Source organism: Oceanicaulis sp. MMSF_3324, assembly GCF_030733545.1.
Taxonomy (GTDB): domain Bacteria; phylum Pseudomonadota; class Alphaproteobacteria; order Caulobacterales; family Maricaulaceae; genus Oceanicaulis.
This window is the reverse complement of record NZ_JASHIU010000002.1, coordinates 216,932-240,031: the sequence shown is the minus strand read 5'-3', so window position 1 is coordinate 240,031 and position 23,100 is coordinate 216,932. Positions and strand designations below refer to the sequence as shown.

Here is a 23,100-nt window from a genome sequence, read left to right as displayed (position 1 = left end):
GAGAACAGGCAATGGCGGGGCGCGGCGTGCAAACCTGAACATGTTTCTACTTCTGCGTTTGGGTTGTGGGAGTTCGCGCTCAACGAGCAAAATGGACCCTGTGTCTGTTCAACCCGAATGAAAGTCATCATAGTGCGCGAATCGCTGAGTACATTCATTTCAGGACTTGAATAATGCGCGATCTTGCTGCTGGACGTGTGACCCGTCGCGATATGCGTCGAGAAGCCACAAAAGCCGCCGTTCTTGAAGCGGCGGAGAAGGTTTTCCTCTCTCAGGGCTATGAAGGCGCAACCATCAAGGCGATTGCCGATGAGGCCGGCGTGTCGCCGGGCACCGTGCTGAACGCCGAGCCGTCCAAGGCTGCGCTGTTGATGGCGATCCTGAGCAATGAAGTCGAGATGATTGCAGAATCCGTCGAGCAGATGGAAGCGGCGTTGTCCGGCAATCTGGCCGACCGGATTGTAGCTCTGCTGCAGATCATGCTCGAGGGCCAGTCGCGCAACAGCGAGCTGTTCGCCGCGGCGGTCGGTCATAGCTGGATGGTGGCTGATCCCACCTACCAGGCGGCGTTTGATCAGATGGAGCTGGCCTGGCGCCCTGTCCGGCGGGTAATCGAAGCGGGCATCGCCAGCGGCGAACTGCGCCCCGACGTGGATGGGGAAGCCATGATTGCCGTTCTGAGCGACCAGTTCCTGGGCGCCATGCGGGCTTCGCGTCGCAACGAGTATGAAGAACGTCCCATCGTGTCGCTGGAAACGCGCGTACGCACCGTGATCGAAGGCATGCTGGCGCGCTAGGCGACCCCGTCTATGTTCGCCACCGCAGGGTGGCGGGTTTGACGGGATTCTTGAAAGCCCGGCCTTCCGCCCGTGAACTCATCCATTCACGCTTCAGACGGCGATACCAGACCATCAACGTGTCCGCGTCGGGGATCTGCATGAGCGGCGGATTGTAGGACAGCCCTTCGCCCTGCAGCTTCATGATCCGCGCATCCTGTTCCAGGAAGGCGTGGGTGAAGGGGCGCGCGATCAGCTTGACGAGATTGAGAATGGGCACATCCCAATACATGATCTCGCGGATTTCGCAGAGATTCTCATCAATCGGGGTGATCGCGGCGAGGCCGAGAAAGCCATATTTCTCGTTGCGGATGGATTCCGCGCGCAGGCCCGGCAAGAGGAATTGGATCTCGACCCGGATTTCCCCGCCAATGATGTTGTAGATATAGGAATTGACCGGCTTGTGAGAGAGCATGGTGAAGCCCATTTCGCTGGGCGCATAATGCTTCTCTTTTTCCTTCAGGGTTTTCGAGCTGCGCCAGAGCGGACTCTTGTGCACGAAGGGTGTGTGAGCCGGATCGAGCAAGCCGATGACGGCATGATCCTGATGGCAGGCCAGTTCGGCGCGCTGGACGAATTTCACCTTGGCTTCGGTCTGGCCCTTGTGCAGCACCATGTTCTCAAAGCGCGGAGGCGCGCTGTCGGGTTCGGCGCCCGGCTCGGTGGGCATGTAGATCCAGATCAGTCCGTCCTGCTCCGCCAGCGTATATTTTCGCACGCGGATCCTCTCGAGATCAAAGGGTTGGCCCTCCACCAGGGAGGGGATGTGCGCGCAGCCGCCATCAGGGCGGAACCGCCAGCCATGATAGGGGCACTCCACCGTCTTGCCGCCATCGGGCTCGTCCAGCATCTGACCGGCGGACAGGGGCACGGCCCGGTGCGGGCACAGATCGCGGAGGGCGAATGCGGCGCCCTTGCCATCACGCCCCATGACGATGGGTTCACCGAGGAATTTCTTCTTGTACAGCTTGCCTGGTTTCAGCTCGTCCGCGGTCATCGCCACATACCAGATGTCGCGGATCAGCGGTCCGCCCAGAGCGCGGAACGGATCGTCACCGGCTTTCGGAGCGGCAGGGGCGGGCGCAGGAGAAGTCGTATCAGTCATGGGTCGGGTTTAACCGCGCCCGCGCCCGGGGTCGAGACTCGAACGCCGGAGCGCTGTGCGGCGTAAACGCCGACCAGCACGAAGGCGGCGCCAATCCATTGCAGGGGGGTAAAGGCTTCGCCGAACAGAACCCAGCCTGCAAAGGCGGAGACCACAGGCTGGATAAGGATGATCAGCGTGGCGAGCGCCGCCGGCGTGTGGCCGAGCCCGTAAGCGACGCCGCCCTGGCCGCCCACATGGACGATCAGGGCCAGCGCCAGCAATGGCCACCAGCCTGCAGGTTCAGATGGCAGGAGGGGTTCGTTGAAGCCGAGCGCGATCAGCAAGGCGATAGGAGCGCCCACAAAGGCGGACCAGAACATCACTTCGACCGTCGCTGCGCCAGCACGACGGGCGGCGCGTACGCTGAGAAGGTAGCAGGTGTACCAAACGGCGGTCAGGGCGGAGAGAATGTCTCCACTGACCCGTTCAGGCGCAAAACGGACATTGCCGGCCGCCAGGCAGATCGCGCCCAGAATGGCGAGCCCGCCTGCCAGCGCCATCCCGCGCGTGGGGCGCTCCTGAAACAGGAACCAGGCTGCAAGCGCCACGAGGATGGGCGTGAGATTGGCCAGCAAGGTGGCGTTGGCGGCGGTCGTGATCTTGATCCCCGCATGCCAGAACGCCAGATCGCCCGCGAAAAACAGGCCTGCCAGGGCCAGCGCTTTCCAGCCGGGCGGACGCAGCTTGAACGGCAGGCCGGAGCGACGCTGCCGCCTGAGGCCATGCACCAGCGCAAGCGCGAGAAGCGGCAGGCCCAGGGCCAGCCGCCAGAAGGCGATGGCCTGCGGACCCAGATCCGACGCTTTGACGAGAATGGAGGCGAAGCCGAGAACTACCGCGCTTACGGCCAGCACGGCCACGCCGGGTATGGGCGTCTGGGTGGAGGAAGGGGGCGTCATGATGGGTCGTCTGAATGGCTGCGCCGGGGAGCGGATCGCATCATTTGCAGACCGGTAACCAAGCTTGTCCAGCCTGCATCCAGGACCGGCGGCTTCTATCGGCAGTGCGCGCGACCGGGGCGGCTGCCGGGAATTCGGGAAAAGCCTTTGCCCATGCTCTCCGATTTTGCTTACGCTCTCACCCAGACATGGGGAGAGACAATGGACGATTTGGGCGCGACGGCCGGCATCGTTCTGATCACGCTGATCGCCTACAAGCTGGGCTTGATCCTGATCGGAATCCTGGCGGCCCGTTTCACACGCGATGAAACCGACTTCTTCCTGGGCGGGCGAAATATGGGCCCGTGGGTGGCGGGCCTGTCCTATGCTGCGTCCACATCCTCGGCCTGGGTTCTGCTGGGCTATACCGGCTTCGTCTATGATCAGGGCGTGTCGGCGCTGTGGATGGTGCCCGGGATTCTGGGCGCCTATGCCGTGATCTGGCTGATCTTCGGACCGCGCTTGCGCGCGGAGTCCTCGGAAGACGGGCATATCACTTCCAGCGATTTCATTGCGGCGCGTGCCGGACGATGGAAGGGCTGGGTGCGGACGCTGGCGGGCCTGTTGGTGCTCATCACCTTCATGGTCTACATCGCGGCCCAGTTCGGCGCGGCGGCAGTCGCCTTTGAAAGCCAGTTCAATCTGACTCATTGGGAAGGCGTGCTGCTGGGCGCCTGGGTCATCCTGATTTACGCCCTGATGGGCGGCTTCTGGGCGGTGTCTCTGACCGACACGCTACAGGCCGCCGTCATGGCTCTGATCTCCGTCGCCCTGCCCTTGATGGCCCTGATCAGCGCCGGCGGGATCGGCGGGGTGTGGGACACCTTGTCTGCAACCATGCCCGCCGCCTATCTCGACCCGACGGGCGGGCGTGGTCTGTTCGCCTTTCTGGGCTTTGCATTCGGCGTCGCCTCGATCGGGCTGGGCGCGCTGGGCCAGCCGCATCTGCACGCCCGCCTCATGGCGGTTCGGGATGATCGCGCGCGTCGGCGGGGCTTTGCCATCGCCATTGGCTGGAGCGTGATCGTGCATCTGGGCATGGCGGTCCTGGCGCTCTCGGGGCGCGCACTGGTCATGGATGCGCCAGACGGTGAAGCGCTGTTGTACGAGGTCGCCGGTCGGGTGCTGCCCACGGTGCTCGCCGGCATTGTCATCGCCGCCGTGCTGTCAGCGGTCATGAGCACGGTGGACTCGCTGTTGATGGCGGCGTCCGCCGCGGCCGTGAACGATCTCGGGCTCGACAAGCGGTTTGCGGGTCGCGAGATGCTGGTCAGCCGACTGACAATGGCGGCGCTGTGCGCGCTGGCGGTGACGCTGACGCTCAGCCTGCCCGCCTCGATCTTTGACCGCGTGCTGTTTTCCTGGTCGGCGCTGGGCGCGGCCTTCGGTCCGGTCATCCTGGCGCGGGTCTGCGGGGTGGAGCCGCGCGGGCTCGCCATTCTGGGCGCCATCGTGTCGGGCTTCCTGCTGACCGTGGTGTTCTATGTCTTCGGACAAGTGGACGGACAGGCCATGGGTGGGCTCTTCGCGGCCCTGTCGAACCTGTCTGGCGTGGCGGGCGACCCGTTCGAGCGAATCTTCCCGTGGGTGATCCCGCTGCTCCTGCTCTTTGGCTTCCGACAATCGCAGGCAGTCCGCTGATGACGGCTCGAGCCTGTCCGACCCTTACCACCGAACGGCTGATCCTGCGCGAGACCCGGCTGGAGGATTTCGAGCCCAGCGTGGCGTTGTGGTCTGATGAGGCGGTCGTGCGCCATATCAGCGGCACGCCGTCCAGCCGCAGTGAAAGCTGGGGCAGGCTGATCCGTTTTCCCGGCCTCTGGGCGCTTCTGGGGTATGGGTATTGGAGCGTGATCGAGCGCGACACTGGCCGGTTCGTCGGACAGGCGGGGCTGGCGGATTTCAAGCGCGACATGACGCCTTCCATCGAGGGCGTGCCTGAGGCCGGGTATGTCTTCTCTCCCGACTGCCACGGCAAGGGCTACGCGACCGAAGCCATGCGCGCGGTGATGGCCTGGTGCGATGATGTGCTGGAGGCTGAGCGTAGTTGCGCGATCATCAATCCGGACAATCGGGCCTCGATCCGCGTGGCGCAGAAGCTGGGCTTTGACCGGTCCGAGGCCGCGCAGTTTGCGGGCAAGCCGGTCGCCCTGTTCTGGCGTGAGCGGTCTACGGACTGATCGGGAAAGCGGGTGGGACTCGCCTCGCGGTCGCGCTGGCCTTGATCGCCCCCCTCTGACGATACTGTGCCGCGCTGGTACACACAGGGCGAGCCCCAAGCTGGCACACGCAAAGAGCGTGCATCTCAGCTGTTACACCGTGAGGAACACGTGTGGCCGCAACCCAGCGAACTGGCGCCGAAAATGAGACACACGCAGACGTGATCGCTGACCCTAGCTCTCGTAGGGCTGGATCTCGGTCAGTTCGAGCGTGTAGGCGGTGTCGCCCAACTCGTTGTCATGGCGGTCGGTACGCATGACGCCTTTGACATAGACCGGATCCCATAAGCCCTGGATCTGGATGGGTTCTTCGGCGTGGACATAGACCAGCTGGTTGGGCGGGGGCGGCGGTACGTGAATGCACGCGCCCACATAGGGCACCAGCAAGAAGCGGCTGATCTCTCGCGAACCGGTGAAGTCGAACGGCAGCACATAGCCGCCCATGCGCACGACCTGGCCGTCCAGCGCGTCCACGGTGTTGAAGGTCTGGATCTGGGGCATCCGCTCGGCGCCGAAATGATCCATGCCGCTCTGGACCGCCTGCATCTGTTGCAGTTGGGCGATCCGCTCGGCCTCGCCCTCGGGCAGAAGGTCGGCCCAGGACAGATCGAGGAATTCAGGGGTGGACTGCGCCTCGGCGCGGTCAGCGGCGAAGGCTTCGGGCGCGCCAGCGAGCGCGCTGAAAGCCAGGAGGGCGGAAAGCAGTGTGGTGCGCATCATGCCGGCAAAATGCGCTCCCGAACGCGGAAGCGCAAGTTACCAGCCTGAAAACTTGCTGTTGCTAGTCCAGTGACAACACCGGGCGAGCGGCTGTGAGGTCCTGCGCGGCGGCGCGTGCGCCATCGAAATATTGCACTTCCAGGGTCTCGAACTGGGGGAAAGCGTCAAAGAGGCCTGACACATCCACATCGGACAGGCGCGCCGGGCGGGCGCAGTCGAACGTCCAGCTCACCACCACGTCCGCATGGCCGTGACCGGCCTGGTCGTCAGCCGCGTGGCTGTGTTCACCGTCCCCATGGTCGTGCGCTGCGTGATCATGCGCGTCATGATCATGATGCTCACCATGGTCATGATCATGCTCATCGTGGTGATCTTGAGCCGCTTCGTGGTGATCGTCGTGCTCGTGCTCGTGCTCGTGCTCGTGCTGGTGCTCGTGGTCATGGGCATGGACTGAAGCGACATTGCCGCCGCCGACCTGGGCGTCGGTGAGAGTGCAGTTCGCCGCACGGCTCAGAGCGATCATGGACGGACCGGACAGCGTGCGCGCGGCCTCGTTCACAACGGCGCGCTCCTCGGCGGTCTCAGGCGCGTGTTCGAAAACATAGAGATTGTAGGCGGGCGTGGTCAGCTCGGCGAGAACGGTCCCGTCACTGTTGGCGGCGACGGCGAGTTGGGCCGCGCCGTGGACATGGGCGCCCAGCTGGCGCATGCCGTCCTGGGCCAGAGCCGGCGTCGAGAGCATGCAGGCGGTGAGGCAGGCGATACCAAGGCGCATTACAGATCTCCTTGTGGGGCTGTCAGTCTGAAGTCAGGCAGGTGCGACGGCGCGTGGGCATGGTCGGCATGGTCGTGACGCTCGCCATGGGCCAGCGTCATGACAGCGGCGACGCCCGCGCCGACGAAGACGGCGGTCAGGCCCCGCAGCCAGCCCGCCTGAACGGTTTCGCCCAGCAGATGGGACGCGCCCACCTGCAAGAGCAGGCCGGCGACCACGGCGAACAGGACGCCCAGGATCTCGGGCTCAACGCTGAGCGCAAAGGAGCCGAAGATGATCGCGGAGACCAGCGTGGTCGCGCCCGCCGCCAGAAAGGCGAGGAGGGTTGCTGCGCGGTCCGAGAAGCCGCCGCGCTGCAACAGCAGGAAGCAGATCAGCGTTTCGGGCATTTCATGCAGGATCAGCCCGGTGGCCGTGCTGAGTGCGGTATAGGGATCAATCGCGGCGGTGACGGCGTAGACCGTGCCGTCCAGTGAAGAGTGCACGGCGATCGCCAGCACCGGCGCCAGGGCGCGCAGGCGATTGGCCGCCGTGTGCGTCTGCATGGTGGCGCCGACCATGACGTGCAGGATCACGCCGAAGCCGAAGCCGGCCAACACGAGCCAGCCCGCATGGGGATGAAGCGACAGGGCCTCGGGAATGAGCTTCACGAGCGCCAGGGTCACCACTACGCCGCCGGAGAAGGCGGCGAACAGGGGGGCGTTGTCCCGTGTGAAGGTCCGGGCGCGATGCACGAGCACCAGCGCCGCCACGCAGACAAGCGCGGCGGTCATCCCCAGGCCGAGGGTGAGGAGATAGGCGGCAGACACGGAAGCGGGAAACCTGATCGAGTGTTATATTGTTTCACTCAGATAGCGGCTCCGCGTCGGACCCGCAAGAGCGCATGACCGCCCACCATGCAAAACGCCGCCCCGTGGGGCGGCGTTGCGTGTCCGGACAGCGCGGTCCCGATCAGCCCATCTCGCCGGGCGAGAGCTGGCTTTGCATGAAGCGCTCCTCGCCGATCTTGTCGATGATGCTGAGCTGGGTTTCGAGATAGTCGATATGCTCTTCTTCAGACTTGAGGATCTCGTCAAAGAGCTGGCGGGAGACGTAGTCGCCCACTTGCTCGCAATAGGCGATGGCGTCCTTGTAGACCGGATGGGCGCGACGCTCGGCTTCCAGATCGCACTCCAGGCATTCCTTGAGGGACTCGCCGATCAGCACCTTGCCGAGATCCTGGACATTGGGCAGGCCTTCGAGAAACAGGATGCGCTCGATCAGCGCGTCGGCGTGCTTCATCTCGTCGATGGATTCCTCGTACTCCACCTTGGCGATCTTGGCGAAGCCCCAGTCGCGGAACATGCGCGCATGAAGGAAGTACTGGTTGACCGTGGTCAGCTCCAGCTTGAGCGCCTTGTTCAGGTGCTCGATGACTTTGGGATCGCCCTTCATGGTCGCCTCCATCTGATTTCGCCACGTCGCGAAAGTAACGCTTTTCGCCAGTGAGGGAAGGGGTTTAGGCCAATTATCTTCGTCACTGAAACTGAGTTGCAGAGGTCCTTTTGCCTTAGAAATTGTTCACTTTCAAAGCGCACGCTTATCACCTGCAACGGCTCTGCCTGCAGATCGGACTGTCTGGAATGAAAGGACAGAAATGCCGAGGCCAGCCGAGATTCTCGCTTCCATCCGCGATCAGCTGCGCGGATCAAAATCCGTAGCCCTGGGTCAATTTCAGATCATCAATCTGGATTTGATTAAGACGGTTGCGGGCGACCGTTGGGATGACCTCAAGCAGAAGATCTTTGACGTCAGCGAGGCCTTTATTGCGCACCGCCTGCATACCAGTGACGCCCTGTTTCGTTGTGATGAAGGCTTTCTCGTGGTGTTCGCCACCGATCGCGCCGACATCGCCGAGGCTCAGGCCGCATGGATCTCCGATGATCTGAACCGGTTTTACGTGGGTGACGAAGTTTTCCGCAAACTCAAAGTCCGCTCACGCGCCTTGCGTCTGGATCAGTCCGAGCTGGCCGCCTTTTTCGCCGCTCAGGGCGTCAGCGCCAAAGAGGAGTCGCGGGCTGGCGAGGACAAGGTCAAACAGGAAGAAGCCGAATACCAGCCCGAAAGCCTGCGCACCCGGGTCGCGTATGAGCCAGTCTATGACATTACTCGTCAGGCCTTGATTTCCTCTTTCTGCCTGCCGGTGCGCAATGTCGCGGGCGTGCTGCATTTCGGGCATCGCCATGAGTACCCGTTCGAGGCGCATGTGACCGCCAAGCGTGACTTTGATGTCCAGATGCTGGTGCTCGATGCGCTTGAGGCGAGCTGGTCCAAGGGGCATGCGGCTGCGGTCTGCCTGACCCCGCACTATCGCACCTTGATCGATCCGCATGATCGGCAGGAATATTTCGCGCGGCTGAAGGCCCTGCCTGAACATTTGCACAAGGCGGTGACCATCCGGATCGACGGCACGCCGGACGGCGCGCCCATGGGGCGGCTGCAGGAAATCACGGGCACGTTGCGCACCTTGAAGATTAAGTTTCTGGTGCATTGCCATTCGCTCGATTTCGAGATCGAGCGCTATGAAGGCTGCGGCGTGCAGGCGTTTGGCGGCGCGCTGAAGGACCTGACGCGAGGTTCGCCCATAAGCGGAGACTTGCAGAGCCAACTGGCCCAGTTGATCGGGCGTGCGGCCCGGATGGGTTCCGATGTCTATGCCGCCGCGGTTGCGCGTCAGACCAGTTTCGCGGTTCTGCGCGATCTGGGCGTGCGCTGGTTCAGCGGACCGTTCATCGCGCCCATGCTCAGCAAATTGCCGCTGGTGCAGCCCCTGGCGCTGTCAGAGCTTTCTGACCGGGGGGATAATCTGGGTCGACAGGAAGCGCCATTGCCGGCGGAATAAGCCTTTGATCAGGCGACGGCGCCGGCCGCTTCGGAGCGGTCATGGCCCATCACGCGGGCCGCTTCTTCAAAGCACCGGCCACAGCGCGGTTTCGCGCCACAGGCCTTGAACGCACTGGGCACATCGCCGGCGCCGTTCTTGGCGGCGTCTTTGAACTGAGCGCATTTCAGGGCGTTGCAGAGGCAGACATACATGGCCGGGTCCGTTGCGGGATGCAATTGTGTCCGAAAATCATTCGCAACTAATATAGCCATTATTGAGAATGAGTGTCAACGGCGTTGAGAGGGCTGTGACTGTCAAAAGTTTCGCAGCGCTTAACAGCCTTGTTTCACTGGTCTCTGAACTGGTTTTCGTCTGGCTGAACGGGCTCATGCTTGCGCTGTGGGCGCTTCTCATGATGCAATGCAGCAAGAATGTCCGGATGAAGAGCGTCACAAAGACGCCGCGGACAAGCATGAGGAGACGGCTGTGCTGAAGTTTACAAGCACGGACCAGCGCTACCCGGACAAACGGTCCGCGGACGAGCGCCGGGCCGACTTTGACGAGATCTATGCGCCTTTCAGCCTGGAACAGGGTGAGGCGCAGGCGGAACGCTGTTCGCAATGCGGCGTGCCGTTCTGCCAGTCCGGCTGTCCGCTGCACAACGATATTCCCGATTGGTTGATGCTGGTCGCCGAAGGTCGTCTGGAAGAAGCCTATGAGCGCTCCTCGGCCACCTCCGCCATGCCGGAAATCTGTGGCCGGATCTGTCCGCAGGACCGTCTGTGCGAGGGCTCGTGCGTGATCGAGCAGTCCGGCCATGGCGCCGTGACCATTGGCTCGGTCGAGACCTTCATCACCGAAACCGCGTGGAAGAATGGCTGGGTGAAGCCTATCCGTCCCACGCGCAAGACCGGTTTTTCGGTGGGCATTGTCGGTTCGGGCCCGGCGGGCCTGTCCGCTGCCGAACGCCTGGCCCAGCATGGCCATGACGTGACGATCTATGAGCGCCAGGATCGCGCCGGCGGGCTGCTGATCTACGGCATTCCCAATTTCAAGCTCGACAAGTCCGTCGTTGAACGCCGCACCCAGCGGCTCGAAGAGGGCGGGGTCGTCTTCAAGCTCAATTTCGAAATCGGCAAGGACGCCACGCTTGAAGAGCTGCGTGAGCGCCACGACGCCGTCTTTGTCGGGGCGGGCGCCTATGCGGCGCGGGCGCTCACCTGTCCGGGCGGTGGCGGTCGCGGCCTGGTGCCGGCGCTGGAATATCTCACAGCCTCCAACAAGGCGGGGTTCGGTGAAGAGGCCGAAGACGGCGGGCGCCTGAACGCCCGGGACAAGCGCGTGCTGGTCATTGGCGGCGGCGATACCGCCATGGATTGCGTGCGCACGGCGATCCGTCAGGGCGCATCCAGCGTGGCCTGCCTGTATCGCCGTGACCGTTCGAACATGCCCGGCTCGGCCCGTGAAGTGGTCCACGCCGAGGAAGAAGGCGCGATGTTTGACTGGCTCAGCGCCCCCGCCGCCATTCTAGGCGATGCGGAAACCGCCACCGGCGTGCGCATCCAGAAAATGACTCTCGGGGCCCCTGATGCGTCTGGCCGCCGCCGTCCGGTGGCCATGGCCGGTCAGGAAGAGGATCGCAATGCCGACATGGTTATTGCGGCGCTGGGCTTTGAACCGGAGAATTTCCCCGAAAGCCTGGGCGCGCAGGGGCTGGAGCTGAACCCGCGCGGCGCGATTCGGGTCAGCGAACGCTGCCGCACCGCCCTGCCGGGCGTTTATGCCGGCGGCGACGCCGTCCGCGGCGCCTCGCTTGTGGTCTGGGCCGTCCGGGACGGTCTGGATGCTGCTGAAACCATCCATGCCGATCTGATGGCGAGCGCGCGTAAACCGCAGGCGCAGCCGATCGCGGAGCCTGCCGAATGAGCCAGTTTGATTACCTGACCGAACGCCAGCGTCTGATTGATGCCGGCGCCTATGAGCTTGAGAGCGAGCGCTCGGCCTGTGGCGTGGGCCTGATCGCCGACATCAAGGGGCAGCCGCGTCGCGAAACCGTGGAGCTGGGCCTGAACGCCCTCAAGGCGGTCTGGCACCGGGGCGCTGTGGATGCGGATGGCAAGACCGGCGACGGCGCCGGTCTGCGTCTGGGGATCGCCCAGGACTTCTTCAAGGCGGCGGTGGCGCGCACCGGGCACGAGCCCAGCGAGCACGCTATCGGCGTGGGCATGGTGTTCCTGCCGCGCACCGATTTCGGGGCCCAGGAAAAGGGCCGCACCATTGTCGAGACCGAGGTTCTGCGGGCGGGCCTGCGCCTGTTCGGCTGGCGTCAGGTGCCGGTGGATCCGTCCTGTCTGGGCGCCAAGGCGGCGGCCACCCGCCCGGCCATCGAACAGATCCTGTTTGAAGACACGACCGATCGCGGTGCGGACGAGCTGGAACGCGCGCTCTATCTGGTGCGCCGCCGCATCGAACAGCGCGCCCGTCATGAAGCCGTGCCCGAGCTTTATGTGTGCTCGCTGTCCGCGCGCGACGTGGTCTACAAGGGCATGTTCCTGGCCGAGGCCATCGACCAGTTCTATCCCGATCTGCGCGATGAGCGCTTCATCTCGCCCTTCGCGATCTTCCACCAGCGCTATTCCACCAACACCTTCCCCGAATGGAAGCTGGCCCAGCCCTTCCGCATGCTCGCCCATAACGGCGAGATCAATACGCTGAAGGGCAATCGCAACTGGATGAAGAGCCATGAGATCCTCATGGCTTCCTCGGCCTTCAAGGACGCCGAGGACATTGTGCGTCCGGTGATCAGCCCCGGTGCGTCCGATTCTGCGGCGCTGGACGAAGTGTTTGAAATCCTTGTGCGGGCCGGCCGGTCCGCGCCCATGGCGAAAACGCTGCTGATCCCTGAAGCCTGGTCCAAGCGCGGTGAGATCATGCCCGGCGCCTGGCGCGGCCTTTATGAATACTGCAACTCGGTGATGGAGCCCTGGGACGGACCCGCCGCCGTCATCGCCTGTGATGGCCGTTGGGCGATTGCGGGGCTCGACCGCAATGGCTTGCGTCCGCTGCGCTGGTCGTTGTCTGAAGACGGTCTGCTGACCGTCGGTTCGGAAACGGGCATGGCGGAGCTGGAGCCCGAGCGCGTAGCCGAGCGCGGCTCGGTGGCGCCGGGCCGCCTGATCGCGGTGGATCTGGCCGAAGGCGGCTTCTTGCGCGAAAGCGAGATCCTGGATGAGCTCGCCGCCAAGCACCCTTATGAGTCCTGGCTTAAGAATGTGCGCGAGATCGAAGCGGAAGTGGGCCCGGGGCCGGAGCCGCTGCTGTTCGAGGATGAGGAGCGCGCCCGCCGTCAGGCCGCCGCCGGCATGACCATGGAGGAGATCGAGATCATCCTCTCGCCCATGGCCGAGGACGGCAAGGAAGCCATCGGCTCCATGGGCGATGACAGCCCGCTGGCGGTTTTGTCCAACCGCTATCGCCCGATCAGCCACTATTTCCGGCAGAACTTCTCCCAGGTCACCAACCCGCCCATCGACCCGCTGCGCGAAGGCCGGGTGATGAGTCTGAAGACCCGGTTCAAGAATCTCGGAAACGTGCTGGCCGAGGACGCGGCCCAGACCAATGTCTTCGTGCTCAACTCGCCGGTTCTGACCAATGGCATGTATGAGCGCCTGCGCGCCATATTGGGCGAAGGCGTGGCGATGATCGACGTCACCATGCTGGCCAAAGAAGCGACGGGCTCGGGAGCCGGCCTGAAAGCGGCGCTGGATCGCATTCGCGCCGAAGCCGAGGCCGCGATCAGCGAGGGCGGCGCCCAGCATCTGATCCTGACCGATGAAAGCCAGAGCGATCGCTTTGCGCCCGTGCCCATGGCGCTGGCGGTGGGGGCGGTGCACACCCACCTCACAAGGAAGGGTCTGCGCACCTATTGCTCGCTCAATGCGCGCACCTCTGAAGTGACCGACCCGCATGCGCTTGCGGTTCTGGTGGGCCTCGGGGCCACCACGGTGAACCCCTATATGGCGTTCGAGACCGTGGCGGCGCGCACCGAGCGCAATCTTTCGGGCATGACGCCGGAAGAGAAGGCGAAGAACATGAAGGCCGCCTTTGATGCGGGCCTTCTCAAGATCATGTCCAAGATGGGCATTTCGGTGGTCAGCTCGTATCGCGGCGGCTGCAATTTCGAAGTGCTGGGCCTGAGCCGCGCCGTGGCGAGCGAATATCTCGGCGGCGTGACAAGCCGGATTTCCGGTATTGGCCTGGCGGGTCTGGAAGCCAAGCTCTCAGAGCTGCATCACTGGGCCTGGGACAATCCCGACGCGGTGCGCCTGCCCGTGGGCGGCTTTTATCGCCAGCGCTCCACCGGGGAAGCCCATGCGCTGGAAGCGAAATCCATTTCGCTCCTGCAAAAGGCCGTTCGCAACGAGGATTACGCCGCGTATCGCGCCTATGTGCAGACGCTCAATCATGAGCAACAGCCCATCCAGCTGCGCGATCTGCTCGAGCCGCGCCCGGTCAGCGCGCCGGTGGATCTGTCGCGCTGTGAGAGCGTGAACGAGATCCGCCAGCGCTTCGTCACGCCGGGCATGAGCCTGGGCGCGCTCAGCCAGGAAGCCCATGGCGCGCTCAATGTGGCCATGAACCGGATCGGCGCGAAGTCCGTCTCGGGCGAGGGCGGGGAAGATCCGGCCCGCTACAACCCCATGCCCAACGGCGACAACATGAACTCGGCGGTCAAGCAGGTGGCCTCGGGCCGCTTTGGCGTGACGGCGGAATATCTCAACCAGTGCCGCGAGATCGAGATCAAGGTGGCCCAGGGCGCCAAGCCCGGCGAGGGCGGCCAATTGCCCGGCTTCAAGGTGACCGGCTTTATCGCCAAGATGCGCCACGCCACGCCGGGTTCGACGCTGATCAGCCCGCCGCCGCACCATGACATCTATTCGATCGAGGATCTGGCGCAGCTCATCTATGACCTCAAGCAGATCAACCCGATTGCGCGCGTCTGCGTGAAGCTCGTCTCCGCGGCGGGCGTGGGCGCAGTCGCGGCGGGCGTGGCCAAGGCCCATGCCGATGTGATCCTGATCTCGGGCAGCGTGGGCGGCACGGGCGCCAGCCCGCAAACCTCGATCAAGTTCGCGGGCGCGCCGCTGGAGCTGGGGCTATCCGAAGCCCATCAGGTGCTCTCGCTCAATGGCCTGCGCGAGCGGGTGACCCTGCGCGCGGATGGCGGCATCCGCACCGGGCGCGATGTCGTGATTGCGGCCATGCTGGGCGCGGAAGAGTTCGGCGTCGGCACCACCTCGCTGGTGGCGCTGGGCTGTCTCATGGTGCGCCAGTGCCATTCCAACACTTGCCCGGTGGGCGTATGCACCCAGGATGAAGAACTGAGAAAGCGCTTCATGGGGCTCGCCGACCATGTGGTCAATCTGATGACCTTCATCGCGCGCGACACCCGCGAAATTCTCGCGAGCCTCGGCGCGGAGCGTCTGGAAGACGTGATCGGCCGGGCGGATCTGCTCGATCAGGTCAGTCGTGGCGCGGATCATCTCGATGATCTGGATCTCAACCCGCTGCTGGTGCGCGTGGACCCGCAGGCGCGGCCGCCACGCTCGACCCGCACGCAACGCAATCCGGTCGCTCCGGCGCTCGATGAGCAGATCCTCAAGGACGCCGAACCGGTCTTCTCCCGCCGTGAGAAGATGCAGCTGGTCTATGACGTGAAGAACACCGACCGCACGGTGGGCGCGCGCGTGTCGTCCGAGATCGTGCGCACGTTCGGTCCGGACGGGCTAGAGGACGGCCAGCTCACCCTGCGCCTGCGCGGCTCGGCGGGGCAATCGCTCGGCGCGTTCTCGGCCAAGGGTTTGCGGATCGAGCTGGAAGGCGACGCCAACGATTATGTGGGCAAGGGCTTGTCGGGCGCGACGCTCGCCATCCGCCCGTTTGGCGGCTGCAAGGAGCATCGCCCCGGCGATGTGATCATCGGCAATACGGTGCTTTACGGCGCGACCTCGGGCCGACTGTTCGCCGCGGGCGGGGCGGGCCAGCGCTTTGCGGTGCGAAACTCCGGCGCGACCGTGGTGGTCGAAGGCTGCGGCGCCAATGGCTGTGAATACATGACCGGCGGCGTCGCGGTGATCCTCGGTAAGGTCGGGGACAATTTCGCCGCCGGCATGACCGGCGGGGAGGCCTTCGTGCTCGATGAGCAGGACCGGCTGGAACCGCGCCTCAACCCTGAAAGCGTCGGCGTTTATGGGCTGGCGGGCGAGGCCGAGGCCCGCTGCCGCGCCCTGATCGAGGATCATTATGCCGCGACCGGCAGCCTGCACGCCGCAGCGATCCTCAATGACTGGGACACCCGCAAGCTCGCCATCCGCCATGTCGTCCCCTTCCCGCCGGCCACCGGTATGGGCGCGCAGGAGAAACGGGCCTAGGGTAGGAGCATGACTCGCCTTCTGGATGCCCCTTACTGGCTGGCGGCGGCTTTGCTCGTCGTCGGTCTTGGCTGGACCGCCTCGGCGGGCCTTCTGGTGACGACGCACTGGAGCGCGCTGCTCGGCCCGTTTGTCGGCACGGCGGCGCTTGTGGGGATGGGCTTTGTCAATCGCGAGCGTTGGCGCGCAGCGCCGACGCTGTGGCGGACCCGTTCGAGCCTCGCCGCGCTCGGGACAGCGCTGGTCAGCGTTATCATCACCGCCGTGCTCTTTGGTCCCGCCGTCATCGGCATCGGCCTGCAACTGGGCGGTCTGACCGGCTTTGTGGGGCTCATGATGATCGCAGCGCGGGTTTCGGCGAACGCCTAATCGATAATGAATAATCAAAAAATTATCCTTAGGCTTTCGAAGTCAATTTTGGTTGGCTTCCGTATTGTTGGAATTTTATTCCTATTAGGAATATTTGTAGTGGTTTTGTCTGAAGGGGTGTCGGGTCTGAATGAGTATATTGTCAGCAATTGGTTTTTTGCAGTTTTAAGTTTAATTTTAATATCCTTTGTGCATTTCTTGGCGGGGCTTTTCTTTTTGAGGAATTGAACAAAACCCTTCATGTGCGATTTTTGATGCTTTTTACGCGTCACGTCACACACCCATCACCCCCTCCCACCAAAGCCTGATCTGGCGCGGTGTCGCGACGCGGGCTAAGTTCGGGTCATGTTTGCACGGATCAATCATCCTCTTGTTTGGGGCGTCCTGATGATGCTGGCGGGCGCGGGCGGTCTGATGGCCCAGGGCGCGCTCGCGGGCGTGGGACTGCCGGCCTATCTGGCGCTCGGTCTGACGCTCGTCGCCTTTCCCGGTTTCACCTGGGCCATGCGTCCGCGCTGGCAGGGCGCCGAACCGCGCACGCTGGGCCGCATCGTGGTGCTGGCGCTGGGCGTTTACGGCCTCGTCATGGCGGTGATGGCGCTGGTGGCCGGTCAGATGAATTATGCGCCCTTTGCCGGGCTTTATGTGGGCGGGGCGGTGATGATGCTGGGCCTGCATTATGTGGCGATGACTTCGCCGCGTCCGGCCTGAGGTCTGAACCATGGCCGGCCAGGATTCCCGGGTGCGCCAGATCGAACTCCCGGACCGGGATTTGCTCTACACGCTCAAGCGCTCCCATCGCCGCAAGACCATTGGCCTGAAGGTCAGTGATGACGGTCTGACCGTCACCTTGCCCGCGCGCGTCAGCGTGGCCGAGGCCGATGCGGTCGTGCGTGAGAAGGCGGGCTGGGTGATCGATCGGCTGGAGCGGCGTCAGGCGCGCACCGCGCCGCCGTTGCGCGGCGTGGATGGCGAGGCGATCGGCTGGCTGGGCGTGGAGATGCGGCTGGCGGTGCTAACCCATGACAAGGCGCGCACCAAGGTCACCCGCACTGAAGCCGAAGTGATCGTGCATGTGGATCGGCATTTGAGCCCGGCTGACAGCCGCAAGGCGGTGCTGGCCGCGCTCAAGCGCTGGCGCAAAAGCGAAGCCCTGGCGCTGATGACGCCCAAGCTTGACGCCTATGCCGAGGCGCTGGGCGCCAAACGCCCGAAAGTCAGCGTGCGCGAGCAGAAATCGCGTTGGGGGTCGTGCTCGTCAGACGGTTCGATCCGCATGAATGCGCGCCTGATCGCCTATCCCGAAGCGCTGATCGATTATGTGTGCGCGCACGAGGCCTGCCATCTCAAAGTGATGGATCATTCGCCGCGCTTTCATGCGCTGCTCGATGGCCTGATGCCGGATCAGAAGCGCCGTCAGCGCGCCTTGCGCGACGCCAAACCCGCCGGCGGGGCGTTCTAGGGTGCGGTGCAGAAGGCGAGGCTCGCCAGTTCATGGGTCAGCCCTTCACTCATCCAGATTTCGCCATATCCCGGATCACCCTGATTGGACATCAGGATGAGCGACCGGTTCAGCGTGGGCGCCATCAGGCTGCGCACTTCAATGGCGGACAGCGAGCCGCGGCGTTCGATCAGATCGACCGCCTCTGCGCAACCGTCCAGCCGCGCCGGAAAACTCCATGCGCCCAGAGCCACATAGCCGCGTTCGGGCTCGCCGCGCCACAGCTCGACCCGGCTCGCCTCGGATAGCAGGCGACCTTCCATCAGGGCGGCGTTGAACCGGACCAGATCCGCCACGGGCCCGACCAATCCGGCTGCAGGCCCATAAAGGCCAAGGTCCACAGGCTGGACCCAGTCGCCGCTTGCCGTGCGCCCGATGACGTCGCCGAAATCGCGTGCATCGCCCAGCCGGGTTTCGGCCATGCCCGCCGGCGTGAGCACCCGTTCGTTCAGGACATGCTCGCTAGGGGCGCCAGAGACGTGCTCTAGCAGACGGCCCAGCACCCAGGTGTCGCAATTGTTATAGTCAAAGGCGCCGCCCGGCTCGCCCTTTGGCGGTCCGCTGCAGAGCTGGTCAGGGTCAAAGCCGGTCTCGAACCGGTCAGCCGGTAAATCGTCATAATCGGGCAGGCCCGTCGTGTGCCGCATCAAGTCGCGCAGGGTGATCCGGTCAGCGCTCTCAAGCGGGGCGTCCGGCCAGTGTTCAATGAGCGGCCCATCAAGCTCCAGATGCCCCTGCTCGACCAGCGACAGGGCGGCCACGGCCATGACCTGCTTGGTGACAGACGCCCACATCCAGTCGAGTTCGGGTGTCATGGGCTGGTCCGGTCCCGCCGCGCCTTGCGCCGTGACGCTCAGGACCGTGTCGCCCTCTGCGATCAGGGCCACGCCGGAGAACCCGGTCCCTTCCAGGGTGTCAGCCACCGCCTGGTCCGGACCGGGCGCCGTGTCTGACAGGGACAGCAGCGCCAATGCGCCAAGAAGGCTGATGAACATGGCGGCGTCTCCTTGCGGACGGGATCGTGGCTCCGTGGCGTCAGGGAATCGATGACACGCCCCGGATGATGAATCCAGCGCCATCACCGCGCGGGGCCGTTTTAGTCGCAAAACCGGCGTTTGCGCATGAATGTCCGTGCATTTCATCGTTCTGCCGCAGCTGCGCCCCATTGACGCCCTCCCGGGCGTGCGGAGTACGCTGCTGCCATATTCAAGCAGGGCGATTACACCGATGTCCCAACAGGAAGAATTCTATCGCGAGCGGCGCTTGCCGCCTTACGTGTTCGCTGAAGTGAACCGGATGAAGCAGGCCTATCGCGCCGAAGGCCGCGACGTCATCGATTTCGGCATGGGCAATCCCGATCTCGCCCCCGCCCCGCACATTATCGCCAAGCTCGCCGAAGTCGCCGCCGATCCGCGCGCGCACCGCTATTCCGCCAGCCAGGGCGTGCCGTCCCTGCGCAAGGCGCTCGCGCGCTATTATGACCGGCGTTTCAATGTGGGTCTGAACCCCGACACCGAGGTCTGCGTCACGCTGGGCTCGAAAGAAGGGCTCGCCAATCTCGCCCAGGCGATCACCGCGCCCGGCGATGTGATCCTGGCGCCCGATCCGTCCTATCCTATTCACATGTTCGGCTTCCTGATCGCCGGCGCCGCCGTGCGTCCGGTGGGGTTCAAGGACCCTGAGGACTTTCTGCGCGAGGCGGTGCATGCCTGCCGCCGCTCGATCCCCGCGCCCTCGGCCCTGGTGCTGAACTTCCCATCCAACCCGACCGCCCAGGTGGTGGATCTCGATTTCTATAAAGAGGCCGTGCGCATCGCCAAGGAGAACGATCTCGTTCTCATCTCCGACCTGGCCTATTCGGAGATTTATTTTGACGGCAATCCGCCACCCTCCATCCTCGAGGTCGAGGGCGCGCGGGATGTGGCGGTGGAGTTCACCTCCATGTCCAAGACCTATTCCATGCCGGGCTGGCGCATGGGCTTCGCGGCGGGCTCGGCGCGTCTGGTGGATGCGCTCAAGCGGGTGAAATCCTATCTAGATTACGGGGCCTTCACGCCGATCCAGATCGCCGCCGTGGCGGCGCTCGATGGCCCGCAGGACCATGTGGCCGAAGCGCGCGAGACCTACAAGAAGCGCCGCGACGTGTTGGTGGAAAGCTTTGGCCGCGTCGGGTTCCACATCCCCAGCCCGCCCGCGACCATGTTCGCCTGGGCGCCGATCCCCGAGCGGTTTGCGCATCTGGGCTCGGTGGAGTTCGCCAAGAAGCTTTTGGAAGAAACCGATGTGGCGGTCGCGCCGGGTCTGGGTTTTGGCGAGCGCGGTGATGGCCATGTGCGCCTGGCCGTGGTGGAGAACGAACAACGCATCCGCCAGGCCGCCCGGGCGCTGAAAGGCTTTTTCGCTTCGGAATAGCGTATGGTCTGAAATAGGGTAAGCGCAGTGTTTACCCTGTTTCTTTTCAGTCCCTTAATGAGGTTGGGCAGAGTCTTGAGCCGTTTTGCGCACGAGCGCGAGAAGGGTCAGGACATGCGTGCCTTGTTGAGCACTTTCTTCAAAGATGTTCGCGGCAATGTGGCGATGATGTTCGCCATGTTTCTGGGACCGCTCGTCGTCAGCGTGGGCGGGGCGCTCGATTATTCGCGCACCTTCACCATTGGCGCGGAGATCCAGTCCGCCATGGATGCGGGCACGCTGGCCGCCGCTTCGCTGTCCCAGGGCGAAGATCCGGAGAGCGTGGTCCGCAGCTACATCACCGCGGCCTTGTCCGAACACAATGGCGTTCTGGAACGGCTCAATGTGCAGGTCAGCTCCGACCTCGCCATCAATTCGCGAGAAGTGACCGCGGATGCGGTGATCAGCGTGCCCACCCTGATGCTGGGCCTGATCGGCTATGACGCGCTGACGCTGAACCGTACATCCGAAGCCAATGAACGGGTGCGCAATCTGGAAATCTCGCTGGTGCTGGACGTGTCGGGCTCGATGAGCGGCTCCAAGATCACCGCCCTGCGCGACGCCGCCGAGGAATTTGTCGGCGTGATGATGGACCCGGATCTGTCCGGCCTGACCAGCCTGTCGGTCATTCCCTATAATGGCGGCGTGCGTTTGCCGCCGATCGTGACCAATGCACTCGTGCCCGGCACACCGGACGATAGCGGCTGTCTCGAATTGGGAACGGCGGATCCGATCGAGATGAATCTGGGCACGGACGGCTATGACTGGCTGGACTGGCAGGATCGGGACCAGCGCGGCTGGCGTTCCTCGGCCTTCTGCCCGGAAGAGAACGAAGCCTCGATCTTTCTGGAAGATACGCCGTCCGTCCTGGTCGGCCTGATCCGGGATCTGGATGCGGGCGGCAATACCGGGCTGGACATTGCGACGGCCTGGGGCGCGCGGGCGCTGGACCCCAGCTGGCGCGGACGTCTGGGCGGGGACTTCACTGACCGACCCGCCGCCTATGACGATACGTCCACCATGAAAGTGCTTGTGGTCATGACCGACGGCGCCGCCACCGCCCAGATCCGGCGCGCCCAGAACTGGTATGGCAACTGGTACAGCTATGAGATCTACAGCGCCGCCCAGGCGCGCGCCAACATGGCGGCCGCCTGTGATGCGGCGGAGGCGCAGGGGGTGCACATCTACACCATCGCCTTCCAAGTGTCCGGCTCGACCAATCGCAATCTGATGCGCGATTGCGCCAGCCGTCTGGAGAATTACTACGCCGTTGAAAGTCTGGATATTTCCTCCGCTTTCAACTCGATCGCGGCGGACCTGAACAATCTGCGACTGGCGCGATAACGCGGTTAATAAGTCGTAAACTATTGTTTTAACTCGATTTTGGTCTGTTAGTTGCATGCTCTGAATACGCATGTTCCGGCTTGGAACGATTTTTTGCGTAGGACTGATTATGAGCGTGCTTGGACACTACCTGTCTCGTCTCTCCAAAGACCGCCGCGGCAATGTGGCGATCATCATGGCGCTGTGTTCGGGTGTTCTGGTGACCGCCGTTGGCGGCGCGCTCGACTTCTCCCGCAGCGCCACGGTCAGTTCCGAATTGCAAAGCGCGCTCGACTCCGGCGCGCTGGCGGCGGCGTCCCTGACCCAGGATCGCAATCCCGAAAGCGTGGTGCGCGCCTATGTCGAAGCCGCGCTGAACGACCACCCCCAATTGCTGGCCAGCCTCCAGCTGGACGTGCAAGCGGACATCTCGCTGAACTCTCGTGCGGTGGTCGCGACCGCCTCTGTCGCCATGCCCACCACGATGCTGGGCCTGATCGGCGTGAATACGCTGAACCTCGAGCATGTCAGCCGCGCCATCGAACAGGTGCGCGATGTGGAGATCTCGCTGGTGCTCGACGTGTCCGGCTCCATGGGCGGGTCCAAGATCAACGCCCTACAGGATGCGGCGAACGAGTTCGTCGAGATCGTTCTGGCGGCGGATGCGGCTGAACGCACCTCGATTTCCGTCATTCCCTATAATGGCGGCGTGCGTACGCCGCGTGAGGTGAACGAGAACCTTGTCAGCGGCAATCAGCGGCGCCGCACCGGGTGTGTCGATATGGGAACCGATTATCCCACCGAAATGACGCTGCCCAACCGCGCCATGAGTTTCACCGAGTATTATGGCAATGAGCAGTCGGGCAATAACCATTCGGCCTTCTGCCCGCGCGCCAACATGGAATCCGAATTCCTGACCCAGAATGAGGGTCGCCTGCGCGGGCTGATCAATTCGCTGCGCGCGGAAGGCAATACGGGTCTGGATGTCGCCACCATGTGGGGCGCCCGGGCACTCGATCCGGCCTGGCGTGGCAATCTGGGCGGCAGCTTTTCCGATCGTCCGGCGGCCTATGACGATGCCGACACCATCAAGATCTTGGTGGTGATGACCGATGGTGAAGCCACCGCCCAGATCCGCAGCGAAGAGTACACCTATTATGACTGGTGGGGCCGCCGCCGCACCGGCACGCGTGGATATGAGTTGTACAGCGCGCGTCAGGCCCGCGAGAACATGGCCGAAGCGTGTGACATAGCTGATGAAAACGGTGTGCAGATCTACACCATCGCGTTCCAGCTGAGCGGGCAGACCAATCGTGACCTGATGCGCAATTGCGCCAACAAGCCCCAGAACTATTACCAGGTTGAAAATCTGGACATTGGCGAAGCCTTCTCCGCCATCGCTGCCGACATCAACCAGCTGCGCCTGACGCGGTAAGGGGCAGACGCAGGGGAATACCCCTTGTTTCCTTGCGGTTGAAAAGAATGCCGTCTCGGACTTCATTGTGTCCTGTTTTTCACAACGGAGTC

The 23,100-nt window shown here is 63.7% G+C and carries 20 protein-coding genes; 12 read left to right on the top strand and 8 right to left on the bottom strand.

The window, feature by feature from the left end; translation table 11 throughout:
- The first annotated feature begins 173 nt into the window (after nucleotides 1–173).
- Nucleotides 174–797, top strand: coding sequence for a TetR/AcrR family transcriptional regulator (locus RBA95_RS04265; RefSeq protein ID WP_306015572.1), 624 nt, complete (start codon nucleotides 174–176; stop codon nucleotides 795–797).
- 10 nt (nucleotides 798–807) lie between these two features.
- Here the strand turns inward: RBA95_RS04265 and RBA95_RS04260 are convergent, their stop codons facing one another.
- Together RBA95_RS04260 and RBA95_RS04255 are read right to left on the bottom strand one after the other, a co-directional pair.
- On the bottom strand, nucleotides 808–1,941 hold the full coding sequence (locus tag RBA95_RS04260; RefSeq protein WP_306015571.1) for an aromatic ring-hydroxylating dioxygenase subunit alpha: 1,134 nt from the start codon (nucleotides 1,939–1,941) through the stop codon (nucleotides 808–810).
- Entirely contained in the window at nucleotides 1,938–2,882 is a 945-nt protein-coding gene (locus tag RBA95_RS04255) for a DMT family transporter (RefSeq protein ID WP_306015570.1), read from the bottom strand. The genes RBA95_RS04260 and RBA95_RS04255 overlap by 4 nt, the downstream gene beginning before the upstream one ends.
- 201 nt (nucleotides 2,883–3,083) lie before the next feature.
- Here RBA95_RS04255 and RBA95_RS04250 point away from each other — a divergent pair, with 201 nt between their 5' ends.
- Both RBA95_RS04250 and RBA95_RS04245 read left to right on the top strand, forming a co-directional pair.
- Nucleotides 3,084–4,562: a sodium/proline symporter gene (locus RBA95_RS04250; protein ID WP_306015569.1), complete on the top strand. Its 1,479-nt coding sequence runs from the start codon at nucleotides 3,084–3,086 to the stop codon at nucleotides 4,560–4,562.
- Nucleotides 4,562–5,101, top strand: a complete 540-nt coding sequence (locus RBA95_RS04245) for a GNAT family N-acetyltransferase (protein ID WP_306015568.1) — start codon at nucleotides 4,562–4,564, stop codon at nucleotides 5,099–5,101. The genes RBA95_RS04250 and RBA95_RS04245 overlap by 1 nt, the downstream gene beginning before the upstream one ends.
- Nucleotides 5,102–5,314: 213 nt before the next feature.
- On the opposite strand, the gene RBA95_RS04240 is transcribed toward RBA95_RS04245, so the two are convergent.
- From RBA95_RS04240 to bfr, 4 genes are all read right to left on the bottom strand, one after another.
- Nucleotides 5,315–5,860 (bottom strand): DUF3299 domain-containing protein, encoded by a 546-nt coding sequence (locus tag RBA95_RS04240; RefSeq protein ID WP_306015567.1) that lies wholly within the window; start codon nucleotides 5,858–5,860, stop codon nucleotides 5,315–5,317.
- A 61-nt stretch (nucleotides 5,861–5,921) separates the two neighbouring features.
- Nucleotides 5,922–6,635: a DUF2796 domain-containing protein gene (locus tag RBA95_RS04235; RefSeq protein ID WP_306015566.1), complete on the bottom strand. Its 714-nt coding sequence runs from the start codon at nucleotides 6,633–6,635 to the stop codon at nucleotides 5,922–5,924.
- Nucleotides 6,635–7,444 (bottom strand): ZIP family metal transporter, encoded by an 810-nt coding sequence (locus RBA95_RS04230; RefSeq protein ID WP_306015565.1) that lies wholly within the window; start codon nucleotides 7,442–7,444, stop codon nucleotides 6,635–6,637. Before RBA95_RS04230 ends, RBA95_RS04235 begins: the two co-directional genes overlap by 1 nt.
- Before the next feature lie 142 nt (nucleotides 7,445–7,586).
- On the bottom strand, nucleotides 7,587–8,069 hold the full coding sequence (gene bfr, locus RBA95_RS04225; protein WP_306015564.1) for a bacterioferritin: 483 nt from the start codon (nucleotides 8,067–8,069) through the stop codon (nucleotides 7,587–7,589).
- 298 nt (nucleotides 8,070–8,367) lie between these two features.
- Here bfr and RBA95_RS04220 point away from each other — a divergent pair, with 298 nt between their 5' ends.
- Complete coding sequence (locus RBA95_RS04220) at nucleotides 8,368–9,516, top strand: hypothetical protein (protein WP_306015563.1); 1,149 nt, start codon at nucleotides 8,368–8,370, stop codon at nucleotides 9,514–9,516.
- Between the two features lie 8 nt (nucleotides 9,517–9,524).
- On the opposite strand, the gene RBA95_RS04215 is transcribed toward RBA95_RS04220, so the two are convergent.
- Nucleotides 9,525–9,710: a bacterioferritin-associated ferredoxin gene (locus tag RBA95_RS04215; protein WP_306015562.1), complete on the bottom strand. Its 186-nt coding sequence runs from the start codon at nucleotides 9,708–9,710 to the stop codon at nucleotides 9,525–9,527.
- Between the two features lie 208 nt (nucleotides 9,711–9,918).
- Between RBA95_RS04215 and RBA95_RS04210 the strand changes: the two genes are divergently transcribed.
- The 5 genes from RBA95_RS04210 to RBA95_RS04190 all read left to right on the top strand — a co-directional run bounded on the left by RBA95_RS04210 (nucleotide 9,919) and on the right by RBA95_RS04190 (nucleotide 17,760).
- Entirely contained in the window at nucleotides 9,919–11,424 is a 1,506-nt protein-coding gene (locus RBA95_RS04210; RefSeq protein WP_371933581.1) for an NAD(P)-dependent oxidoreductase, read from the top strand.
- Nucleotides 11,421–15,929 (top strand): glutamate synthase large subunit, encoded by a 4,509-nt coding sequence (gene gltB / locus RBA95_RS04205; protein WP_306015560.1) that lies wholly within the window; start codon nucleotides 11,421–11,423, stop codon nucleotides 15,927–15,929. Before RBA95_RS04210 ends, gltB begins: the two co-directional genes overlap by 4 nt.
- Nucleotides 15,930–15,938: 9 nt before the next feature.
- A complete protein-coding gene (locus RBA95_RS04200) occupies nucleotides 15,939–16,298 on the top strand; it encodes a hypothetical protein (RefSeq protein WP_306015559.1) in 360 nt (119 codons plus the stop codon).
- Nucleotides 16,299–16,643: 345 nt separating this feature from the next.
- Nucleotides 16,644–17,009, top strand: a complete 366-nt coding sequence (locus tag RBA95_RS04195; RefSeq protein ID WP_306015558.1) for a hypothetical protein — start codon at nucleotides 16,644–16,646, stop codon at nucleotides 17,007–17,009.
- A gap of 10 nt (nucleotides 17,010–17,019) precedes the next feature.
- Nucleotides 17,020–17,760: a M48 family metallopeptidase gene (locus RBA95_RS04190; RefSeq protein WP_306015557.1), complete on the top strand. Its 741-nt coding sequence runs from the start codon at nucleotides 17,020–17,022 to the stop codon at nucleotides 17,758–17,760.
- Here the strand turns inward: RBA95_RS04190 and RBA95_RS04185 are convergent.
- Nucleotides 17,757–18,794, bottom strand: coding sequence for a serine hydrolase (locus RBA95_RS04185; RefSeq protein WP_306015556.1), 1,038 nt, complete (start codon nucleotides 18,792–18,794; stop codon nucleotides 17,757–17,759). The genes RBA95_RS04190 and RBA95_RS04185 overlap by 4 nt on opposite strands.
- Nucleotides 18,795–19,026: 232 nt before the next feature.
- Here RBA95_RS04185 and RBA95_RS04180 point away from each other — a divergent pair, with 232 nt between their 5' ends.
- From RBA95_RS04180 to RBA95_RS04170, 3 genes are all read left to right on the top strand, one after another.
- Nucleotides 19,027–20,211 (top strand): LL-diaminopimelate aminotransferase, encoded by a 1,185-nt coding sequence (locus tag RBA95_RS04180; RefSeq protein ID WP_306015555.1) that lies wholly within the window; start codon nucleotides 19,027–19,029, stop codon nucleotides 20,209–20,211.
- 114 nt (nucleotides 20,212–20,325) lie between these two features.
- Complete coding sequence (locus RBA95_RS04175) at nucleotides 20,326–21,594, top strand: pilus assembly protein TadG-related protein (protein ID WP_306015554.1); 1,269 nt, start codon at nucleotides 20,326–20,328, stop codon at nucleotides 21,592–21,594.
- 109 nt (nucleotides 21,595–21,703) lie between these two features.
- Nucleotides 21,704–23,008: a TadE/TadG family type IV pilus assembly protein gene (locus RBA95_RS04170; protein WP_306015553.1), complete on the top strand. Its 1,305-nt coding sequence runs from the start codon at nucleotides 21,704–21,706 to the stop codon at nucleotides 23,006–23,008.
- Nucleotides 23,009–23,100 lie beyond the last annotated feature (92 nt).

What these genes read in the sequence shown, in the direction of transcription:
- RBA95_RS04265 (WP_306015572.1), top strand. Translation starts at nt 174, where the DNA reads ATGCGCGATCTTGCTGCTGGACGTGTGACCCGTCGCGATATGCGTCGA.
- RBA95_RS04260 (WP_306015571.1), bottom strand. Translation starts at nt 1,941, where the DNA reads ATGACTGATACGACTTCTCCTGCGCCCGCCCCTGCCGCTCCGAAAGCC.
- RBA95_RS04255 (WP_306015570.1), bottom strand. Translation starts at nt 2,882, where the DNA reads ATGACGCCCCCTTCCTCCACCCAGACGCCCATACCCGGCGTGGCCGTG.
- RBA95_RS04250 (WP_306015569.1), top strand. Translation starts at nt 3,084, where the DNA reads ATGGACGATTTGGGCGCGACGGCCGGCATCGTTCTGATCACGCTGATC.
- RBA95_RS04245 (WP_306015568.1), top strand. Translation starts at nt 4,562, where the DNA reads ATGACGGCTCGAGCCTGTCCGACCCTTACCACCGAACGGCTGATCCTG.
- RBA95_RS04240 (WP_306015567.1), bottom strand. Translation starts at nt 5,860, where the DNA reads ATGATGCGCACCACACTGCTTTCCGCCCTCCTGGCTTTCAGCGCGCTC.
- RBA95_RS04235 (WP_306015566.1), bottom strand. Translation starts at nt 6,635, where the DNA reads ATGCGCCTTGGTATCGCCTGCCTCACCGCCTGCATGCTCTCGACGCCG.
- bfr (WP_306015564.1), bottom strand. Translation starts at nt 8,069, where the DNA reads ATGAAGGGCGATCCCAAAGTCATCGAGCACCTGAACAAGGCGCTCAAG.
- RBA95_RS04215 (WP_306015562.1), bottom strand. Translation starts at nt 9,710, where the DNA reads ATGTATGTCTGCCTCTGCAACGCCCTGAAATGCGCTCAGTTCAAAGAC.
- RBA95_RS04210 (WP_371933581.1), top strand. Translation starts at nt 9,919, where the DNA reads ATGCAGCAAGAATGTCCGGATGAAGAGCGTCACAAAGACGCCGCGGAC.
- gltB (WP_306015560.1), top strand. Translation starts at nt 11,421, where the DNA reads ATGAGCCAGTTTGATTACCTGACCGAACGCCAGCGTCTGATTGATGCC.
- RBA95_RS04200 (WP_306015559.1), top strand. Translation starts at nt 15,939, where the DNA reads ATGACTCGCCTTCTGGATGCCCCTTACTGGCTGGCGGCGGCTTTGCTC.
- RBA95_RS04195 (WP_306015558.1), top strand. Translation starts at nt 16,644, where the DNA reads ATGTTTGCACGGATCAATCATCCTCTTGTTTGGGGCGTCCTGATGATG.
- RBA95_RS04190 (WP_306015557.1), top strand. Translation starts at nt 17,020, where the DNA reads ATGGCCGGCCAGGATTCCCGGGTGCGCCAGATCGAACTCCCGGACCGG.
- RBA95_RS04185 (WP_306015556.1), bottom strand. Translation starts at nt 18,794, where the DNA reads ATGTTCATCAGCCTTCTTGGCGCATTGGCGCTGCTGTCCCTGTCAGAC.
- RBA95_RS04180 (WP_306015555.1), top strand. Translation starts at nt 19,027, where the DNA reads ATGTCCCAACAGGAAGAATTCTATCGCGAGCGGCGCTTGCCGCCTTAC.
- RBA95_RS04175 (WP_306015554.1), top strand. Translation starts at nt 20,326, where the DNA reads ATGCGTGCCTTGTTGAGCACTTTCTTCAAAGATGTTCGCGGCAATGTG.
- RBA95_RS04170 (WP_306015553.1), top strand. Translation starts at nt 21,704, where the DNA reads ATGAGCGTGCTTGGACACTACCTGTCTCGTCTCTCCAAAGACCGCCGC.